General features: G+C 30.1%; 20 protein-coding genes and 2 riboswitches. Of the genes, 10 read left to right on the top strand and 10 right to left on the bottom strand.

Annotated features, from left to right (window positions below):
- Nucleotides 1–115 precede the first annotated feature (115 nt).
- From CA_RS12610 to CA_RS12580, 7 genes are all read left to right on the top strand, one after another.
- Nucleotides 116–1,792 carry a 2-oxoacid:acceptor oxidoreductase subunit alpha gene (locus tag CA_RS12610; protein ID WP_010965754.1) on the top strand — a complete coding sequence of 559 codons (1,677 nt, stop codon included), beginning with the start codon at nt 116–118 and terminating at the stop codon, nt 1,790–1,792.
- 1 nt (nt 1,793) lies between these two features.
- Nucleotides 1,794–2,648, top strand: a complete 855-nt coding sequence (locus CA_RS12605; protein WP_010965753.1) for a 2-oxoacid:ferredoxin oxidoreductase subunit beta — start codon at nt 1,794–1,796, stop codon at nt 2,646–2,648.
- A 530-nt stretch (nt 2,649–3,178) separates the two neighbouring features.
- Nucleotides 3,179–3,436 (top strand): hypothetical protein, encoded by a 258-nt coding sequence (locus CA_RS12600; protein WP_010965752.1) that lies wholly within the window; start codon nt 3,179–3,181, stop codon nt 3,434–3,436.
- A gap of 85 nt (nt 3,437–3,521) precedes the next feature.
- Nucleotides 3,522–3,920, top strand: coding sequence for a PH domain-containing protein (locus CA_RS12595; RefSeq protein ID WP_010965751.1), 399 nt, complete (start codon nt 3,522–3,524; stop codon nt 3,918–3,920).
- Nucleotides 3,921–4,089: 169 nt separating this feature from the next.
- Complete coding sequence (locus CA_RS12590; protein WP_010965750.1) at nt 4,090–4,815, top strand: hypothetical protein; 726 nt, start codon at nt 4,090–4,092, stop codon at nt 4,813–4,815.
- Between the two features lie 16 nt (nt 4,816–4,831).
- Nucleotides 4,832–5,656 carry a hypothetical protein gene (locus tag CA_RS12585; RefSeq protein WP_010965749.1) on the top strand — a complete coding sequence of 275 codons (825 nt, stop codon included), beginning with the start codon at nt 4,832–4,834 and terminating at the stop codon, nt 5,654–5,656.
- A 122-nt stretch (nt 5,657–5,778) separates the two neighbouring features.
- On the top strand, nt 5,779–6,510 hold the full coding sequence (locus CA_RS12580; RefSeq protein WP_010965748.1) for a CBS domain-containing protein: 732 nt from the start codon (nt 5,779–5,781) through the stop codon (nt 6,508–6,510).
- Between the two features lie 81 nt (nt 6,511–6,591).
- Here CA_RS12580 and CA_RS12575 read toward each other — a convergent pair whose 3' ends face one another.
- The gene (locus tag CA_RS12575) at nt 6,592–7,017 is read right to left on the bottom strand and encodes a flavodoxin (protein WP_010965747.1); all 426 of its coding nucleotides are present in this window, start codon (nt 7,015–7,017) and stop codon (nt 6,592–6,594) included.
- A 174-nt stretch (nt 7,018–7,191) separates the two neighbouring features.
- Here CA_RS12575 and CA_RS12570 point away from each other — a divergent pair, with 174 nt between their 5' ends.
- A complete protein-coding gene (locus CA_RS12570; protein ID WP_010965746.1) occupies nt 7,192–8,232 on the top strand; it encodes a MerR family transcriptional regulator in 1,041 nt (346 codons plus the stop codon).
- A 46-nt stretch (nt 8,233–8,278) separates the two neighbouring features.
- Here CA_RS12570 and CA_RS12565 read toward each other — a convergent pair whose 3' ends face one another.
- From CA_RS12565 to nroR, 3 genes are all read right to left on the bottom strand, one after another.
- Nucleotides 8,279–8,656, bottom strand: a complete 378-nt coding sequence (locus tag CA_RS12565) for a desulfoferrodoxin (RefSeq protein WP_010965745.1) — start codon at nt 8,654–8,656, stop codon at nt 8,279–8,281.
- Between the two features lie 68 nt (nt 8,657–8,724).
- The gene (locus CA_RS12560; protein WP_010965744.1) at nt 8,725–9,927 is read right to left on the bottom strand and encodes an FprA family A-type flavoprotein; all 1,203 of its coding nucleotides are present in this window, start codon (nt 9,925–9,927) and stop codon (nt 8,725–8,727) included.
- Between the two features lie 31 nt (nt 9,928–9,958).
- Complete coding sequence (gene nroR, locus CA_RS12555) at nt 9,959–11,098, bottom strand: NADH-rubredoxin oxidoreductase NroR (RefSeq protein WP_010965743.1); 1,140 nt, start codon at nt 11,096–11,098, stop codon at nt 9,959–9,961.
- A gap of 451 nt (nt 11,099–11,549) precedes the next feature.
- Between nroR and CA_RS12550 the strand changes: the two genes are divergently transcribed.
- Nucleotides 11,550–12,098 carry a hypothetical protein gene (locus tag CA_RS12550; RefSeq protein WP_010965742.1) on the top strand — a complete coding sequence of 183 codons (549 nt, stop codon included), beginning with the start codon at nt 11,550–11,552 and terminating at the stop codon, nt 12,096–12,098.
- A gap of 55 nt (nt 12,099–12,153) precedes the next feature.
- Here the strand turns inward: CA_RS12550 and CA_RS12545 are convergent, their stop codons facing one another.
- From CA_RS12545 to CA_RS12520, 6 genes are all read right to left on the bottom strand, one after another.
- Entirely contained in the window at nt 12,154–12,687 is a 534-nt protein-coding gene (locus CA_RS12545; protein ID WP_010965741.1) for a hypothetical protein, read from the bottom strand.
- A 137-nt stretch (nt 12,688–12,824) separates the two neighbouring features.
- On the bottom strand, nt 12,825–14,000 hold the full coding sequence (locus CA_RS12540; RefSeq protein ID WP_010965740.1) for a phosphoribosylaminoimidazolecarboxamide formyltransferase: 1,176 nt from the start codon (nt 13,998–14,000) through the stop codon (nt 12,825–12,827).
- A 45-nt stretch (nt 14,001–14,045) separates the two neighbouring features.
- Nucleotides 14,046–14,126: riboswitch (ZMP/ZTP riboswitch) on the bottom strand.
- A gap of 31 nt (nt 14,127–14,157) precedes the next feature.
- Nucleotides 14,158–14,424 carry a cysteine-rich small domain-containing protein gene (locus CA_RS12535; RefSeq protein ID WP_010965739.1) on the bottom strand — a complete coding sequence of 89 codons (267 nt, stop codon included), beginning with the start codon at nt 14,422–14,424 and terminating at the stop codon, nt 14,158–14,160.
- A gap of 4 nt (nt 14,425–14,428) precedes the next feature.
- Nucleotides 14,429–15,592, bottom strand: a complete 1,164-nt coding sequence (locus CA_RS12530) for an ABC transporter ATP-binding protein (protein WP_010965738.1) — start codon at nt 15,590–15,592, stop codon at nt 14,429–14,431.
- Complete coding sequence (locus tag CA_RS12525) at nt 15,589–16,617, bottom strand: FecCD family ABC transporter permease (protein ID WP_010965737.1); 1,029 nt, start codon at nt 16,615–16,617, stop codon at nt 15,589–15,591. The genes CA_RS12530 and CA_RS12525 overlap by 4 nt, the downstream gene beginning before the upstream one ends.
- A 19-nt stretch (nt 16,618–16,636) precedes the next feature.
- A complete protein-coding gene (locus CA_RS12520) occupies nt 16,637–18,052 on the bottom strand; it encodes an ABC transporter substrate-binding protein (protein ID WP_010965736.1) in 1,416 nt (471 codons plus the stop codon).
- A gap of 161 nt (nt 18,053–18,213) precedes the next feature.
- A riboswitch (cobalamin riboswitch) is annotated at nt 18,214–18,391 on the bottom strand.
- Nucleotides 18,392–18,547: 156 nt separating this feature from the next.
- Between CA_RS12520 and CA_RS12515 the strand changes: the two genes are divergently transcribed.
- Nucleotides 18,548–19,348, top strand: a complete 801-nt coding sequence (locus tag CA_RS12515) for a membrane protein (protein WP_010965735.1) — start codon at nt 18,548–18,550, stop codon at nt 19,346–19,348.
- Nucleotides 19,349–19,353: the final 5 nt, after the last annotated feature.

The following is a 19,353-nucleotide window of genomic DNA, read 5'->3' as shown; positions in this document are numbered from 1 at the left end:
AATAAATATTATTTAATAATTAATATTGATAATTTTAGAATAAAGTGCTATTATGGAAATGTAAAAAATATTTGGAAAAAAATGAATAACCTTTCACATATAAGGAGGGATAATTATGATTTATAATATTTTGATTGGAGGAGCTGCAGGACAGGGAATGGAAACTTTAGCAGCTATACTTCAAAAAATTTTAAAGAAAAAAGGTTTTGAGATATTTACAACACAGGATTACATGTCACGAGTAAGAGGAGGACATAATTTTTTTCAAATTAGATTTGGAAATGAAGAAATACGTACCCATGTAAAGGAAATTGATGGAATAATAGCACTTGATCTAAGTACCATTGAACTTCATATAAATGAGTTAAAGAAAGATGGATTTGTAATTTGTGATAATTCTATTAAATATGAAGATAAAAGAGTTTATGCTCTACCTTTAAGAGATATTGCTCATAAAATAGGTAATGTTAGGGTATATGGTAGTGTTGCTTTGGGTGCTTTATTGAAATTATTTAATCAGGATTTAGCCTTTGCTTTTGATGTTCTTAATGTTAGGTTTAAAGAGGATATTGCGCAAAAGAATTTTAATGCTTTTGAGGAAGGCTTTAAAAAAGTTGTACCTAAGTATGATATAAAGCCAAAAGAAAAAGATGATAAGCTTCTAATAAATGCAAATCAGGCAATTGCTTTAGGCGCACTTGCAGCAGGATGTAAATTTTATTCAGCTTATCCTATGACACCATCAACTAGTATAATGGACTATTTGGCTTCCAAAATGAAGGAAGCAGGTATTGTAGTGGAACAGGCAGAGGATGAAATAGCTGCAATCAATATGGCAATTGGAGCATCGTTTACTGGAACAAGAGCAATGACAGGTACTTCAGGAGGAGGTTTTGCACTAATGGTTGAAGCTATTGGCCTTTCAAGTATGCTTGAGGTACCTCTTGTGGTTGCAGAAATACAAAGACCAGGACCAACTACAGGGCTTCCAACTAGAACAGAGCAGGGAGATCTTAAATTTGTTATATCTTCATCACCAGGAGATGTTCCTAAGATGGTAATAGCATTAAAAAATGCAGAAGATGCTTTCTATCAAACTATGAGAGCCTTTAATATTGCAGATAAATATCAAATACCTGTAATAATACTAGGGGATCAATATATTGCAGATAACAATAGAACTGTTAGAGAATTTGATTTTGACAAAATTAAAGTAAATAGGTATTTAAGTGATGAAGATTTTAAGGAAAATAGAGAGTATAAGAGATATGAAGTAACAAAGACAGGTGTTTCACCTAGAATAATACCAGGAAATATTGAAGGTAAGACAGTTTTAGTGGATAGCGATGAGCATGATGAGTATGGACATATAACAGAATCGTCTGAAACCAGAGTATTAATGAACGATAAGAGAATTAGAAAAATGAAACACTTAAAAGAGGAATTAATTGAACCAGAGTATTTTGGTGAAGACGCAGCAGAAAATATTCTTATTGGTTGGGGATCTTTAGAAGGAGCAATAAAAGAGGCAGTTAATGATTTAAATAAAGAGGGAAAAGAAAAATATGCAGCTCTCATATTTGGAGATGTTTGGCCTCTTCCAGAAAAGCTTTTAAGAGAAAAAGCCTCAAAAGCTAAGACATTAATAGATGTTGAACAAAATGCTCAAGGTCAGCTCGCAGATATTATAAGAGAAGGTACTGGAATAGAAGTTGACAAAAAGATTTTAAAATACGATGGAAGGCCCATTATGGCTTCATATATAGTAGGAAGAATAAAGGAGGGTGAGTAAAATGGAGAATTGTGAAATTTGTACTTTGGAAACTGCTTGGTGTCAAGGGTGCGGGAATTTTAATATACTTTCTTCTTTAAAAGAATCCCTTACGGAGCTTAAGTTAAATCCCCATCAAGTTTTAATTGTAGGAGGAATAGGGCAAGCAGCTAAAACGCCACAATATATAAATACTAATGGTTTCTGTGGACTCCATGGAAGGGCACTTCCTCCTGCTGTTGGTGCTAAAATAGCAAATAAGGATTTAACAGTAATAATTGATACAGGAGATGGAGATGCCTATGGCGAGGGAGGAAACCATTTTATTCATAATATAAGAAGGAATGTTGATATAACGGAGTTTGTTCATGATAATCAAATTTATGGTCTTACTAAAGGTCAAGCTTCTCCAACAACGGATATTGGGCATGTTACAGAAGTTCAACCTTATGGTTCTAACAATGTACCTTTAAATCCTGTACTTTTAGCTATTACACTTGGGGCTGGTTTTGTTGCAAGAGCATTTAGCGGTGATAAAAATCATCTTAAGGAGATAATGAAACAGGCCATAAACTATAAAGGATATTCTTTAGTGGATATACTTCAGCCTTGCGTAAGTTTTAATAAGATTAATACCTTTAAATGGTATATGGATAGAGTTTATAAATTAGATAATAACTATGATCCTTCAAATAAAATAAAAGCAATGGAGAAGGCAATGGAATGGGGAGATAAAATTCCTATAGGTATTCTATACAAGGACGAGAATAAAAAAGAGTTCAGCGAGAATTTAGAATTTTTAAAGAAAGAAAAACCACTAGTTTATAGTGAAATAAAAATTGATAAAATAAAAAATTTTCTTGAGGAATTCAGATAAAAATATTAAGAGAAGTCAAATGGCTTCTCTTAATATTTTTATATAAGCTTATAGGTAGTTATATATTTAGAGCTCTTTAATACGTGAAATTTAAGATTTCTTTAAAGGATTAAGTTAAGAACTTAAAAAAATATTTTAATTATATATTAAATTATAATAAAAAAAGTGGAAAAACAATATAAAAAGTAGTATTATATACATAAGGTGAGAAAATAATACCTTATTGCATATTTATTATCTAAATCGTGATTAAATTTAAATTATATTCTGGATCTTAGTTTATCGTGTAGTAAACTATTAATGACAAAGCGCATAGTATGGCGAATAAAGCTTTAAATTATATTGTAGGCTTTATTTTTATGTGCATCAATTCCAGTATTAGGGAAAAATTCACTGGCTTATTGTTAAAATTAGTGCAAAGAAAAATGTAAATATAGTTAGATTATATGGGATGACGCTATATAACTCCTTTCGGGTATATAAAAGGGTGATGAGATTTTTAAAAATAGCTCGTACGGAGGAAAGTTGAAATGGATAGTAGAAATAAAAGATTAAACAGAATAAGTAAGTTAATGTGTGCGGAATTGTATTTGCAAATGGAAGAAAAAGTGAAATTGGATATCTTGAACGAATATGTTATGGGAAACATAGTAAATAAGCATTTAGATAACATTAACAAAACAAAAAAAGAACAGGAAATTTCACCAGAAGGTTGGACAAGCACGCTGCAGGCTATAAGAGATTATAGCTATAAAGAAAAGATAAGAAAAGCCAGTGGACAATATTAATTGCTTGAGGTATTTTGTAAGCAATTGTTAAAAAGCTGGCAGCAGTATGAGGTCTAAAGACAAAAGATGAATTAGGAGGGAAACTATGAAAATTAATGATGATACAATTACAGAAATATTATCACCATGTTTAAAGAAAAGTGATTCCGTTCTATATTATTGTTATGGTATTATAAATGCTAAAATAGGCAGCATGATAACTGCTGATGATAGGAATTATATTATTGGATTTACAGATAAGAAATTGATTATAATTAGGCTAGATGGAGAAGAGGAGCCTAAAAAATCTATAGCTATTAGTTATAAACAAATAAAATATGCAACAACATCTAATTGGCTTTTGGGATTTGGATATACAATTAAAATGTATTTTGATAATGAATTTATGCTTGAGTTTGAACTTAAAAAGAATGTTCTTGGAATAAAGGAACAAAAGGAGAATCTAAGAGAAATTTGTGAGATGCTTAATAAAAAATTTGAGTAGATTTGCGAAATAATAATATGAATATTAATTAGACATAGATACTTCAAAGTTATGAGGTGTCTTATTTTTTTGCTTTATTTAATAACATATTATTTTTTAGTAGAATATTGAAATATAATATGATAATATTGAATTAAATTTAAATAAATATAATATTTATGGAGGAAAAATGAAGAAAAGAATATTAGTAACTGGAATTATAATGTTAATAGCCGCAGCAGCTATATTATTATTCAGCAGATATAAATCATATGCGTTAGTTAAGCATGAAGAGTATAAATATTCTTTGTATTTAAAGGTTAAAGATTATAATATATTCTCTGATGGATTAACTGTGTATCCTCAAAACGACTTAAATAAAATATTTTATGTGAAAAAGGAGAAATATTCATACAGAGATGGCTATGTGTATAGATTGATTGAGCCACAGATAAAGGAGAGAATAGAAGGGCTAGAAGGAAATGACTTTAGTAATTTAAAATTTTCTGTTGTGGCGTCGCATGGAAATGACGGTTTATTATCTGTTTCAGATTATGATTATAAAGAAATTCCTGACATAGAAAACTTTTTCGAAAAGGAAAATGAAACTTTGGTTACTGTGAAAAGCTTTATTAATTACGGAGCTAGTTTGCATGAGGATAATATATCTGAAGAAATAAAGAATTTTGTGAGTAGAGTTACTGAAAATAGATTCTCAAATAAAAATATAAATATATCCTTTGAATTTTTTCTTGTTCCTAAAAATTGCTATGAGAGCATAAATTCTGATTTATATAGGTTTAAGGATAGAAAGGATATTCTAAAGAGCGAAGGAGTTAAGAAAGCAGTGTACATTAAGTGTAAAAATGGTACTGATAGTAAGGATATAACCAAGATTGTTTTTACAAATTATTAGAAAGAGGTTCTTTAGGTTGGATAAATTAAAAAGAAAAATATGCATTTGTATGAGTTTAGCTGTAGTAATGTTTTTGTGCGGTTGCAGAAGAGAATCAAAAGATGAAATGCAAAAAGATTTTAAAAAGTATGTTGAAAATAAATACTCTATGAAATTTAAGGTTAGGAGCGTTTCAGAAGGACAAAATTGGATTACACACGGACTTAAGGGTGTAGATGATAAATGTGTTTTATATGTTGAAAATAATCCTTATAAAACATTTACAATGACCAGAAACCATAACTTGATAGGAGTGTCTAATTCATATTGTGATGGATACTATAATTATTTAATTGCTCCTTTAGTAAGAGAGAGGCTAAAAGGAATTATGAAAAATAACTTCAATGATTTTAAGTATTATGTGGTTATAAGAAATGATCTTGAAAACTCTAGTGAAAACGGAAGCTTTGATTTGGATACTATTTTAAATCAAAAGGGTGACTTCACTATTAGATTGTATGTTCTAGTGAATAGTGGAAGAGAACTAGACAAAAATAAAATGGCTGGTAGAGTATATGAATTTATGAGTGAAATAGAAAACTCTAATTTAATTAAAAATAGAAGCAAGAGTATTTTTGTAGATTCGGATTTTTATTTAGTAGATAGTAATGTGTTTAATAAAACAAAATTTGAAAACATAAAAGGGGGATATGATGATGCTTCGAAAGAATATGATTTAGAGGAAGGTATTAAAAATAGTATTCCTTTCTTTGATAAGTTAAGATGTAGTATTGATTCTAATAAATATGATGACAGCGTAGAGAAAATTTTAGAAAGATTTAAATCTGTTCAGAATAATTAGAGATTAAGGCTATTAAAAAGAGAATACGATAAAAATTTTAAGGACAAAATAGTAATATGCAAAGCTCCGTTTATTCAAAATTAATAGATTGAAATCATATCATAGGGTAGGGGGGATGATGAATGGATAAAAGTATTAAATCAAATGCCGAAAAATTTATAATGATATATAATGAAATAGATAGGTACATGCGGAAAGTACTTGATGAAAATGAAAGAACCGGTAACGCAGATTTAGTGAAAAAAATGGCTAAAAGAAATAAAGTATTTGAGGAATATAAGGATGAATTGATGTTATTTGCAAGACTTAGAAATTCTATAGTTCATAATCCATACAATGCTGAATTAGATCCTATTGCAGAGCCACATGATAAAATTATTGTTAAGTATGGTGAACTTAGAGATAAAATTTTAAATCCCCCGCTTGCTTTAGACACTATAGCTGTAAAGGGTAAAAATATTTATGTTGTAACTCAAAATGAGTCTGTTTTAGATGTTATGACGGTTATGAAGGACAATAATTATGCCAATGTACCAGTTGTGGATAATTTGGGTATGATAGTTGGAGTTTTTAGCAAAAATACCGTTTTTTCATATATGGTTGAAAATGAAGGAGTTCAAATAAGAAGAGATACGAAAATTAATGATTTTAAAGAATTTATACCTTTGCATAAACATGAAAATGAGTTCTTTGCTTTTGTTTCTAGAAAAACTTTAGCTGTAGAAATTGAAGATATGTTTAAGAAGAGAATTCATGGAAAGAAAAAGCTTTCACTTGTATTCATTACAGAAACTGGAAGAGTTAAAGAAAAAATTTTGGGTATTGTAACTCCTTGGGATATAGCAATAAATTAATAAGGCATACATTATTAAAATTTATTTTTTAAAACATTTTGAGTACATGGATTTGTTTTATAGCAAATCCATGTACTCAAATTATTTTGCTAAAAGTTTTCCAAGTTCTCTAGATTTTTTAAGTTCTTCCTTACTAGGTGCCTCATTTACAGCGATATCACCAATTACTTTAAAGCTATAATCGTTCATTAAATCTTTAAATTTTTCCATGAATTCACCATTATCCCATCCATAAGAACCAAATAAGACAACTGGTTTGTTTTCATTAAGAGTGAGTTCAAATTGTTTTAAAAATGGTGCAAGATCTTCTTGATCGATATTATTGTTATTTTTTGAAGGGCTTCCAAAAGCTAAGGCATCAGCTGAAAGTACATCTTCCTTACTTGCTTCATGCACTAATTTTATAGTTACATCTGCACCAGCTTCTTTTGCTCCTTCGTATATCTCATTTGCTAACACCTCTACATTTCCACTTTGGCTTGAATATATTATTGAGATTTTTTTCATAATAATTCCTCCTCGACAATAATTATTATTAATTAACTTCTTTTATTAATTATACACTACTTTTTTATTTTATGCCATAGTTTGTTATAATATAATATAAATACATAATTTTTAATAAAGAAATATTGACTTTGCCTATCGGGCAGGGTCTATACTTTTCTTGAGGTGATTTATTTGAATACAAAAAAAGTATGTGAAAAGCTTAAGATTTCTCCTAAGGCACTTAGGCTATATGAGGAGCTTAATATAATAGTTCCAAATAGAGATGAGAATAATTATAGAAACTATAGTGAGGATGACCTTTTTAAATTAAGGCAGGTTGTTGTATTAAAAAGTATTGGAATAAAATTAAAAAGTATAAAGGATATATTGGATAAAAGAAAATATGAAGACAACAAAGTTGTGAATATTTTGTACATGCAGTTAAAGGCTGTTGAAAATAGAATTTTAGAATTAAAGAAGATAGAAGAAGTGCTTAGAGAAGGGATAAATACTGGATTAAATAATGATATAAGCTACGAGAAACTTTTTGATAAAATAGATGAGTGTGTATATGAAAGTGAAAAAAATATAAATTCATGGATAGATAAATGGGAGTTTGATACTTGGGCTAAGAATTATGATGATTACGTATATAATAATAAGGATAGCCTCGGATTGTTTGAGAGTTATGATCTTGTTCTTGAAAATGTAGCTAAAAAAATAAAAGGAATGAATGCAAAAAAGGTAATTGATTTTGGATGTGGTACAGCAAATATAGTAAAAAAGCTAAGCAGTTCAATTGAATATACAGGTGTAGATCAAAGTATAGAGATGCTTATTAGAGCAAGAACGAAGAACAAAGCTATAAATCTTAGAATAGGAAATTTTCTTGATAAGCCCTTTGCTGAAGAGGAATTTGATGCTGTGATATCATCTTTTGCTTTTCATCATTTAAATTGCTATGAGAAGAAAAGAGCTATAAGGTATTTATTGAAATATATTAAGAAAAATGGGAAAGTAATTATTGCGGATTTAATGTTTTTAAGTAAAGAGGAGAAAATGAAAAAAAGGCAGCAGTTCATTGATAATGAGGAGAAAGACAAATGGGATACAATTGAGGATGAGTATTATACAGATATTGAAAGTTTAAAAGCATATATAGAAGATTCAGGTCTTAAGATTAAATTTGAACATATAGTTAACTATACTTTTATTGTTGAAATAACAGCTTAGCACAAGTGCGGCTAGGCTGCTATTAAATAAATGTATTAGCTCAGATTTATATATCTGCTTTCCATAGGCTGTGAAGGTTACAATAAGCGTAAACAGTTCCACTTGTAACATTATGAAATTGAGCTCTTGGTTTCATATCTGGTGTTAATTTTGCCATTTCCAATCTATCACCAGAAACTAAAATAATCCATTCAATAAAGTGTTCAGGTGTCATAGGGTGTTCTACGGAACCTACAGAAACATCTATGTTGTTACCGTTTTTGGTTATATGTGGTACATGCTTCTCTTGAGCCGCGTCAGTGGTGTTTGCAACTATTTTTGCCATTGGTTCTGATCCGCAGGTTAAGTCAGTGCCGTTGCCCTGCAGGAGTAAAACGGCAGTACCGGAATTTTTGGATACGTAAATTGATAAATCGTTATTCATCTCAAATACCTCCATAATAAAGTTTATTTTGTGCCACATTATGCAAACTTAATATGGCACAAAATAAGCTATATACTTTTGGCAAAGTCTTCTCCAAATTTAAAGGCTTTTTTAATATCATCCTCAGATGGAACAAATAAACATGTAAAACCATCTTGAAATACTTTAAGTTTTAATTCTTTAAGTCTTGAAATAACGAAAGGAATAGCCTCTCCACTCCATCCAAAGGAACCAAAAGCGGAAGCGGGTTTGTTTTTGCAGTTTACAGCATCAATGCCTCCAATAAGCTCCCATATTGGAAATAGGGCATCTTTGTTTATAGTAGGTGTTCCAAGCATAAATGCATCACAAATATTAATCTTTTCTTTTAAATCTGAATAATCATAGTTAATTATATCTAGCATTTCTATATTAGCATCATTTAATACGCTTTTTATTCCGGAAGCAATTTCATTAGCTAATATTTCCGTATTACCATAAGCACTACAGTAAAATATAGGGATATATTTAGTTGTACTTTGAATTTCGGAACTTAAGTCTCTATATTTTTGTTTTGATGCCGCTAATAGACCTTCTCGTGTTAGGATTGGACCATGGCTTGTAGCTATGAAGTCTAAATCTAATGCGTCCAAAATATCAAGTCCTTTTACTACATAAGGTTTAAAAGGAGAAAAAATAGCGTCATAGTACTCTTTAAAGGATTTCTCATATTTCGGCATATAGGTTATTTTTGTATCAAACATTCTTGGTTCACAGAAGTGGCATCCAAGGAAATCACAGGTGAAGGCTATTTTGTCTTCCTCAAGAATTGTAAACATTGAATCCGGCCAATGAAGGAATGGAGCAATGGCGAACTTTAGGACCTTTCCATTGCCTATGTCTAAAGTATCATTTGTTTTGACTGCTTTTACGTCTAAGGTTTCTTTGTTTGTAATATTTTTTAGGTATATTTTTCCAGCATTTGAGGCAATAACTTTAATCTGAGGGGCTACTTCGTACAATCTAGCAAGAGAGCCAGAGTGATCAGGTTCACAGTGATTCATTATTACATAGTCAATAGAGGAAGGGTCTATTACACTTTTTATATTTTCTAAATATTCATCGAAAAATCTTCCATGTACTGTATCTATAAGTACATTTTTTTTACCTTTAATTAGATAAGCATTATAGGAAGTACCGTATTCTGTTTTCATTATGATGTCAAAAATACGGAGACTAGGATTTAGAACTCCAACAGAAAATATATTATCTTTAATTTTTATAGCTGGCACAAAAAATCTCCCCTTTCATAATTAAATTAATCTATAAATTATTTAATATTGCATCTAAAGATGAGATATTATCAAAACTTTTTGAAGAATCAATTGCCTTTTTAAGCTTTGTTCCAAGGCTTACATCACCAATAACAGCTGCAGCATCAATTTTATTTTCTTTTAGCATACATACAATGTATTTATCTTCTTGTGTTGATCTGAATACCTTTGAAGGTTTATTGTTCTCTATGTCTCCGCAGGATATAATGGAAATACCAGAAACCTTTAATATAGGAGAAGGTATTATTTCAGAATATGAAGCATCCTCTCCGCATGCATTTAAACCAGCTACTTCTCCTTGCTTGTTAGCTATATTAATTAGACCAGGATTTTTTCCATAAAATTCAGCAACGTCACCGCAAGCGTAGATATCTTTAATGGATGTTTCCATATGATCATTGACTAGAATACCACGTTTTGAAGCTATTTCAGTATCTTTTATAAAATCTAGGTTTGGTTTAACTCCAACTGCTGTGATTACGCAGGAACTTCTAATTAAATCTCCCATTTCTTCAAAATTTGAATTTGTATATATTTTTATCCCGAGTCGGTCAAGTTTATCTTTTAAGAATAGTCCTCCATCTCTGTCAAGCTGTCTTTCAAGAGGATATTCTAGTATTATTCCTATTGAAGCAGGGGTTCCAGAATCAATAATAGCCTGAGCAAGCTCTATACCTAAGATACCTCCACCAATTATAAATGCTTTACCTTTATTTTTGCACTCATCTTTTATTTTTAGAGCGTCATCGTAACTGTATAAGCTAAATATTTCGTCAGCGTGAGGAACTTTAATTTTGTTTGCAATAGAACCGCTTGCAATAATAAGCTTTTCGTATTTTATTTTTTCTCCAGACTTTAGGGTAACAAGTTTGTTATTTGGGTCAATTGATGTAGCGAACTCAGAAGTTATAACTTTTATATTATTTTTTTCGTACCAATCATTCTTCTTTATGAGAATATCGTCTATAGATTTATTTTTCGCGATAATTTCATTAAGACGAGGTCTGTAATAAGGTAAGTACTTCTCACTATTTATCATAGTGATATCATCACATTTACCCAAGGCGGCTTTTGCAGCTGAAAATCCTGCAGGACCTGCACCCAAGATTAAAATTTTTGTGCTTTTCATATAAATCATCTCCATTTACCATAATATATAGTTTTATTTCTGAACAAAAAATATAGTTTATTCGTAATATTATATTGTTATTGTATCTAAAACCTAATTTTTTTATAGATATATTATATATATATAATACAATAAAAAGTATTATATGACAATAATTATTAGTTAATATAAATTAAAGTAAACGCTAAAATAAAACCATTAATAAAGAATATTGCCCTTAAGCACATTATTATACCTATATTTATAAATGATAGGTGATTTATACAAAATTGCGATAGAAGAAAAAGGTAATTGCAGTAACAGTATTAAAAAATATAAATAATATATAATGTAGGAATATTTCTAAATTCTGATTTGTAAAAGATTCTAGGGTCCTTCTTGTTGTAGGAATGTTTTATGAATTACAATTTTATATTATTGGAACTAATTATAAAAAAGAGGGTTGATTGAAATGGCGGTGTTTACTAAAAATTTTTCTAGTATTATAAAAATTGAAGATAACTTTGAAAAAAATTTAATAATGGACAGCCAAGTTCAAAATTTAAATATATATTCTAAAATTGTTTCAGATGTAGGTATATATATTTATGGATATTATGATATATATTTACTATATAAAAGAAATGGCTGTAGAGGAGAAGAAAATAGTTATAGAGGAAGATTTATAAGTAAAAATTTGTGTGTTGTTATTCCCGAATTGGACATATTAGGTAATAAAGCGAATACTAATACAATTGGAAATATTACTAGGCTTTCATTAAAACCATCATCAAGAATAATAGTTGAAGAAGAAAAAAGACATAGAGATATAATTAGTATTGAAGTATATGGAGAAATTAAATTTCAATATTCTATAAAAAAATTAATTAGATTTAATGAGACTAAAACAGTAGAAGGACAGGAAATTCTACAATTTGAAAATAGCAGTAAATACTCCATTAAAGAATTGATGGATATGGATGTTGAGGAATTAAAAAAAATATATGGCTTAAAAAAATAGAGAAAAAAACAGAGTTTTAACAATTTAACTCTGTTTTTCCTTTAGTAAGGACAAGTTATTTAGTGCTTGTGATTTTTATTTGAACCTTAACTAATATTTTTTGAGATAGTTTATTGTAGGTTATGGCCCAAGCGGGGTAGTTTTCTGGAAGAGCATTTTGTTCTATTAAATCTTTTTTTTCGCTTTCAACATAGGCAGAAATTACTTCTACATTTGATTTTTTACTAAACTGAGTAGGGGAGAGAACTGTTGGTCTTATTTGAAAATATATTCTAGTGCTCAGAAAGTTTATATTTCCGCTTATGGTATTTGAAGAAGTATTCGAAGCAGTCCGATAGGTTACAGTATTATCTATATATCCATCTAAAAGAAGGGTACCTTTCCAATTTGAAGAGGTTTTCTTTACAGGGGAATCTACTATTGCATTTGTTACTGTAACTACGTTATTTGTTGTATCTATAGCAAGGATTGGAGGACTTGGTTTTTTTACAGTCAATATATTAACTATTAATTTTTCGTATTCTCCATAGTATATGGTATCAGATGCTTCACTTATTTTGTTTTCCATAGAGGTTTTTTTATTATCCATATTTACTTCTCCTTTAAAAATTGTATCCTGTATATCTTATATGAACAAGAATACATTTATGTTAATATAAATATGGTTTTTTAAAGTTGAGGTAAAAATCAGTTAAGGAAAAACTAAAAAGCTTCGTAATTTCTATTCTAATGATGAAATAGCCTTGTACCTGAAAATGCCATTATCATATTGTAGTTATCACAAGCTTCTATAACAATATCGTCACGTATAGAACCACCAGGTTGAACAATGTATTTTACTCCGCTTTTTGAGGCTCTGTCTATATTATCGCTGAATGGGAAGAATGCATCAGAACCTAAAGAAACGTTTTTTAAGTTTGAAAGCCAGTTTGTTTTTTCTTCTGCTGAAAGCCTTTTAGGAACTGATTTTAGAATTCGGCTCCAGCCAAAAGTTTCAGCCTCTGTAACATCATCCCTAAGGTATTGGTCAATTAGGTTGTCTCTATCTGGTCTTGATACTCCTTCCTTAAAAGGTAGAGTTAGTACATAAGGATGTTGTCTTAAATACCATATGTCAGCCTTTGAAGCAGCAAGCCTAGTGCAGTGAATCCTTGATTGCTGACCTGCACCAACGCCTATAACTTGTCCGTCTAAAGCAAAACATACGGAGTTGGATTGAGTATACTTTAAAGTTATCATGCAAATTATAAGATCGCGTTTGGCTTCTTTTGTTAAATTTTTATTTTTAGTTACTATATTTTCAAGTAGATTTTCAGTTAACGGAGTAATGTTTCTCTTTTGTTCAAAGGTTATTCCGTATATTTCCCTTCTTTCAAGATTAATAGGTTCATAATCAGGATCAATTTTTATTATGTTATATTTCCCATTTTTCTTTGATTTTAATATTTCTAGAGCTTTTGGATCATAGTCTGGTGCTATTATTCCATCAGAAACGGATTTTTTTAATATAGTTGCTGTAGCTACATCTACTTTATCGCTTATAGCAGCAAAGTCACCATAGGAAGACATTCTGTCAGCGCCTCTTGCTCTCGAATATGCAATTGCAGCAGGAGTTAAATCAATATCTTCTACTAGGTAGGATTTTTTTAGAGTATCGCTTAGTGGAACAGCAGTAGCTGCGCCAGCTGGGCTCACGTGCTTAAAGGAAGCAGCAGAGGTTAGTCCAGTTGCTTTTTTTAATTCTTTTACAAGCTGCCAGGAATTAAGTGCATCCATAAAGTTTATGTAGCCTGGTTTTCCATTTAAAACCTCAATTGGCAGTACTCCTTTATTAACATAAATTCTAGCTGGACTTTGATTAGGGTTACATCCATATTTTAATTCTATTTGTGGAACTTTCATTTAAATACCTCCTAAAATTAAATACAAAAAAACCTGGATAAATTATTAATTTACCCAGGCGGTCGATTCTTATATTAATCATGCTCCCTATGGTGAACTCCATTTCCGCCAGTTGCATGATTTTCTTATTTTACTAAATTATATAATATGTTATTTCCTAAGTCAAATTATTCTTAGCTCTCTTTTCTTTATTTACCTCACGAATCTTATTTATAATATAGTCATAACCATTTTTAGAGTGAGGAATAAGGCAATTTGAACAATCCTTCACTCCGTTAAAATCACTTTTATTACCTCCACAATTTTCTAAAAAGTATAGTGGACAGTAGCAAAAAAGGCAATTAAAAGTTTCCTTATCTTTTACTTTATGGCAAGGAAAATATTCGCAATTATCATGTCTAAAAAATTTATAGTTATCACTCATGTTATCACCTCAGTATAAAATCTATTAAAGCATCCTTATTACTGCAATAGGACATAGTACTGTTAAAATATTTTCTGAAAGTAATTACCCTCTTATTTTTTTCTACAGCATAATTTAGAAGATTAAGGTTCTTTTCGTTTGTTTCACCAATAGGAAAGCCTGAATCTATTATTATATCAGAAGAAGCAACAGCAGCTAAAGCTTTTTCAAAAGATATTTTGCTTATTTTTTGAAATGGCTTTTCACTTTGAAGCCTTAAAGACATAGTTTTGGCTGTTTCATAGTCAATATCGTTTTCGTGAAGAATTCCTGTAGAGAAGCCTAGATTATATTTTGATAAAAGTCTGTAAATAGGAGTTCCAAAGCCACAGCCGCCAATAACATATATATTACTTTTTTCTGAATTTTTAAGTTCTATAGATGAGGTAATGGGGTTAAAGGAAGCATTTTTTATACCATAAAGTTTGTTTATAGTTTCTCCATTAACAGTAGTTTCTGGGCTTCCGAAGGAAAGAACTTTTTTGTTTTCAACAAGCATAACTTTGTCGCAGTACTTAAGAGCTAAATCTATTTCATGAAGAGATAATATAACTGTAAGTTTTGCTGTACGACTTAAGTTTTTAAGTGTGTTTAAAAGTTCAATTTTATGATTTATATCCAAATGAGTTGTAGGTTCATCTAAAATTATAATTTGGGGTTCTTGTACTAGAGCCCTTGCAAGCATAACTTTTTGCCTTTCTCCATCACTTAGTATATGAAAGTATTTATCTATGAGATTAAGAGCACCAACAGTTTTTAAGGCTTCTACTACTTTTATTTCATGTTCTTTAGTAATAGTTCCAAAGAAACCAGTATGAGGAAATCGACCAAGTGAAACGACGTCGAAGGCTGTCATAACATCAAATGATGGCTTTTCGGTTAATACAACTGAAAGTGTTTGGGCAAGAAGTTTTTTATTTATGGTTGATAGGCTTTTTCCATTTATATGTATTTCGCCTTCAATTGGGGGAAGAAGTCCTGAAAGAGTTCTAATAATTGTAGTTTTTCCTGCACCATTTGGACCTAAAAGACATATTATCTCTCCCTGTTTGGCACTAAAGTTTATATTGCTAACAGCTTTAACTCCATTGTAACCAACAGATAAATTTTCAGCTTTAAATACAATCATGAAAAAGTCCCCCTTTTCAGTATTAAAAATATTACAATAGGAGCACCTATAAATGCTGTTACAGCACTGATGGGAAGCTCTGTTGGAGAAAATACAGTTCTTGAAATAACATCACATATTGATGTTATTATTCCTCCAAGAAGAATAGTTCCTGGAATTAAAAATATTGTATTTGAAGTTTTAAAAATAAGCCTTGATATGTGAGGAACAGCAAGACCTATAAAGGCAATAGGACCTGCGAAGGCAGTTACAACAGCTGTAAGAAGGCTTGATATTATTATAACTATAATTCTAAAAAATTTTATTTTTATTCCAAGGCTTTTTGCGTATTGCTCACCTAAAATGAAGGCGTTTAAAGGCTTTACTATTAGAAAAGCTGCTAAAAGAGAAGGTATACCTATAAAAAATAATATATATATATTTTTCCATGTGAAGCCAGAAAAACTTCCAAGTGTCCACATGGTAAAGAATTGCAGTTGCTGTTTATCTGCAAAGGCTGATAAGACATTTGTAACAGCACTACATATGTATCCAACCATAATTCCTATGATAAGTAAGGTAACTACACTTTTTACCTTATTTGCAAACAAGATTACTAGAAACATAATTAAAGTAGAACCTATTAAAGCAGCTAAAAATACTAAAAAAGGAGAGGAGGCAGCAAAACCGAAACTTATGCCTCCAAGCATAACTAAGGCTACAAATAAGGTTGCACCAGAAGAAATTCCAAGTACGTAAGGTTCTACTATAGGATTTTTGAATAACACTTGAAGAAGGAGACCTGATACAGATAGTGCAGAGCCACCTATGAGAGCTCCTATTGCTCTTGGAAAACGTATATTCCATACAATTTGATAATCTCCGTCGTTAAAGTCACCAATTTTAAAAAGGATGTTAAATACCTCACCAAAATTTATTTTTAAAGAACCTGTGCTGATTGAAAATATAAAGGTAAAAATAAGAACTATAAATAGGAGAATTAAAAGTAAGATATATTTCATATTTTTTGTTAGATTAAGATTCATAATTATCCTCCTAAAATATTTAGTAGTGCGAATAATGTTTTATTTTATATCCTTTGAAGCTTTCAGGATGAAAAATTGAAGCTAAGTCCTCTATAATCTCATCAGTTTTATCTATTGCCTGATAATAATCTTTACCAAAGCACCATACTTTTTTATTCTTAACTGGTTTTATAGTTTTTAGTATTGGGGCAGCACTTAACATAGATTTTAAAGACGGTGTGTATTCTTTTGAAGAAGAATAAATTAGAACATCAGCATCCTTTGATTTTGAGTAGAAATCCTCAAGTGTTATGTAGCCGCTTTTATTGTTTAAATCTTTGAATATATAGTCGCCACCTGCCATATCAACCATTTTTGCAGCGTATGAGTTTTTAGCGGGTATATACACTTTGCCGTTATCTACCATTCCAAAGGCAACCTTCGGCTTTTTTAGTGAAGAAACTTTGTTTTCTGTAGCCATAACCTTAGAAACCTGTTGATTAAAATAATTTTCAGCTTTATCCTCCTTGTCATAAAAGGCTGATAAGAACTTAATCCATTCTAATCTTCCAAGAGGGTCTTCTTCTAGATATTCATTATCTGAAGTATAATTTATATGAAGTTCATCAAATTTTTTCATCATGTTATTAAGACCATAACTTCCTCCGTACAGAATAGCTACATCAGGTTTTGATGAAGAAATTTTTTCAAAGTCAGGCGAGGTAGTATCTCCAATGTAAGTTATTTTATTATCATTAAGTAAAGACTTTATTTCGTCTATTTCCCACTCGTTTTCTTTTAAAGTTACAGTTTTTATACTTTTAATTTCATCAAGAGGTCTAAGAAGAGAACCTTGAGTGGCTGAGGAAACGAGAACATTATTAACTGGATAAGTTATTACGGTCTCATTTTTATATTCTGCTGGAACAGTTTTATTTTTAGGTACAAGTATTACGGTTTTATTGTTACCATCGGTTATTTTTTTGATTCCGCCTTTTAAATATTTTATATTGAAGGCTTTAGTATATTTTAAAGGTAGTTCTGTTTGTATATTTAATTTCCCATTAGAATAAGTTATCCTGGCATCCATTACTTGGTTTAAAAAGTCCATTGGAACATATATGTCGTTGTTTTTTAATTTTGGATTTGCACTCATTGCTATTTTTGAAGAGTTTAAATAAGCTGTACTGCTTGAGGCACTAACTTTTATTATATCTTTGCCTTTTGAAGCAATAGCACCTTCTCCGTTTAGAGTACATTTTCCACCTACGCTTTTAAATGCTTCTTTTAGAGATACATAGGTTTTATTATCATATCCTATTGTAGCTACAGTGTGGGCTGCATTTGAATTCTTTCTAGAATAAATATCTTTGTTTTTAGTACCTGAACATGAAGACAGGGTTATAGTAATTAAAATAAGTAATGCTGAAATTGATGCTTTCGTTTTTGTGTACATAAAAAATCTCCCTTAAAAGTATTAATCTAATAATAATTATATAAAAGAAAAAACTCCGCTTTTGCGGAGAATGAAATTAATGCATAAATATAAAAATAACCATTCAAGCTTGTAATTGTTTGAATAGCATGATTATGTTTATGGATTTCACTTCCCTCCGAAGTTCCATAATATTTTAGGTAGGTCTCCTGGCTCACAGTTTAGCCTCAACCATCCTTCCCAGAGAAAACTCCAGTGGACATTGGTTTTGTAACTGTATACAGTAACGGGGGTTGCATTGGATTTTCACCAATTTCCCTATTAAACCTAAGATTAGGTGCCTAAAATATGGTATTATTTCATGGTTAGTATACCACTTTGTCTTGTAAATTACAATTAACCATATATTTAAAAAGTGTAAATAGTAACTGTATTGTATTGTGGTATAATTAAAGCTATTATATATAATGTATTGTTTTAATACAAATAGCTATTCAAGTGAGGAAGTGAAGTAAAGTGAATGGAATAATCAATTTAATACTAAAGACATTCATAGAAACATTATATTTAACAGGTATTATAATATTAGCTGGTTTCATATTAGGTTTTCTTAGAAATACTGCCATAGCTAATTTTCAAAGAAGCTTTGGAATGAAGGCAGTTATGATAACAGGCTTCTTAGGGGTTCCTGTTCATGAACTGAGTCATGCAATAATAGCTGTTTTATTTGGACATAAAGTCACAAACATAAAGTTACTGCAAAACCCAGATGAAAAGGGGGTTTTGGGGTATGTCAACCATACTTATAATCCATCCAGTGTATATCAAAGAATAGGAAACTTTTTTATAGGCGTTGCGCCCATCTTTGGAGGAATAACTGTAATAATGCTACTTCTTAAAGTCACAACTCCAGCTGTATTTAATAATTTTATGGTGACTTTGAAACAAAATTTAAATATAACTACATTGGATAATGGTTCTATTCATAATATTTTAATTTCTAATTGGTCAGTTATAAAGAATATTTTTAATGGAGAAAATTTTAAAAATCCATATTTCTATTTATTTTTATTTATTGCTATATGTATATCTTCTCACATATCTTTGAGTAAAGCTGATATAAATGGAGCATGGGTTGAACTTGTTTCAATATTTTTACTTATACTGGTCATAAATATGGTTGGATTATCTAGCTATATATCTGCTTCTATAATTATTAAGTATAACGTGCTGATGACAGGTTTTCTTTCTGTAGCAGTAGTATTTTCTTGTATTACATTTTTAATTAGCTTAGTTTTTAGAGTTTTAAAAGCATAAGAGGT

Source organism: Clostridium acetobutylicum ATCC 824 (assembly GCF_000008765.1).
Classification (GTDB): Bacteria; Bacillota; Clostridia; order Clostridiales; family Clostridiaceae; genus Clostridium_S; species Clostridium_S acetobutylicum.
The sequence above is the reverse complement of the archived record's forward strand: the minus strand, read 5'-3'. Positions and strand labels throughout refer to the sequence as shown.

Bases quoted from the DNA above. Each gene is read 5' to 3' on its own strand.
- CA_RS12590 (WP_010965750.1), top strand. From the start codon at position 4,090: ATGAAGAAAAGAATATTAGTAACTGGAATTATAATGTTAATAGCCGCA.
- CA_RS12540 (WP_010965740.1), bottom strand. From the start codon at position 14,000: ATGAAAGTTCCACAAATAGAATTAAAATATGGATGTAACCCTAATCAA.
- CA_RS12550 (WP_010965742.1), top strand. From the start codon at position 11,550: ATGGCGGTGTTTACTAAAAATTTTTCTAGTATTATAAAAATTGAAGAT.
- CA_RS12575 (WP_010965747.1), bottom strand. From the start codon at position 7,017: ATGAAAAAAATCTCAATAATATATTCAAGCCAAAGTGGAAATGTAGAG.
- CA_RS12600 (WP_010965752.1), top strand. From the start codon at position 3,179: ATGGATAGTAGAAATAAAAGATTAAACAGAATAAGTAAGTTAATGTGT.
- CA_RS12580 (WP_010965748.1), top strand. From the start codon at position 5,779: ATGGATAAAAGTATTAAATCAAATGCCGAAAAATTTATAATGATATAT.
- CA_RS12605 (WP_010965753.1), top strand. From the start codon at position 1,794: ATGGAGAATTGTGAAATTTGTACTTTGGAAACTGCTTGGTGTCAAGGG.
- CA_RS12520 (WP_010965736.1), bottom strand. From the start codon at position 18,052: ATGTACACAAAAACGAAAGCATCAATTTCAGCATTACTTATTTTAATT.
- CA_RS12595 (WP_010965751.1), top strand. From the start codon at position 3,522: ATGAAAATTAATGATGATACAATTACAGAAATATTATCACCATGTTTA.
- CA_RS12525 (WP_010965737.1), bottom strand. From the start codon at position 16,617: ATGAATCTTAATCTAACAAAAAATATGAAATATATCTTACTTTTAATT.
- CA_RS12610 (WP_010965754.1), top strand. From the start codon at position 116: ATGATTTATAATATTTTGATTGGAGGAGCTGCAGGACAGGGAATGGAA.
- CA_RS12545 (WP_010965741.1), bottom strand. From the start codon at position 12,687: ATGGATAATAAAAAAACCTCTATGGAAAACAAAATAAGTGAAGCATCT.
- CA_RS12565 (WP_010965745.1), bottom strand. From the start codon at position 8,656: ATGAATAACGATTTATCAATTTACGTATCCAAAAATTCCGGTACTGCC.
- CA_RS12535 (WP_010965739.1), bottom strand. From the start codon at position 14,424: ATGAGTGATAACTATAAATTTTTTAGACATGATAATTGCGAATATTTT.
- nroR (WP_010965743.1), bottom strand. From the start codon at position 11,098: ATGAAAAGCACAAAAATTTTAATCTTGGGTGCAGGTCCTGCAGGATTT.
- CA_RS12530 (WP_010965738.1), bottom strand. From the start codon at position 15,592: ATGATTGTATTTAAAGCTGAAAATTTATCTGTTGGTTACAATGGAGTT.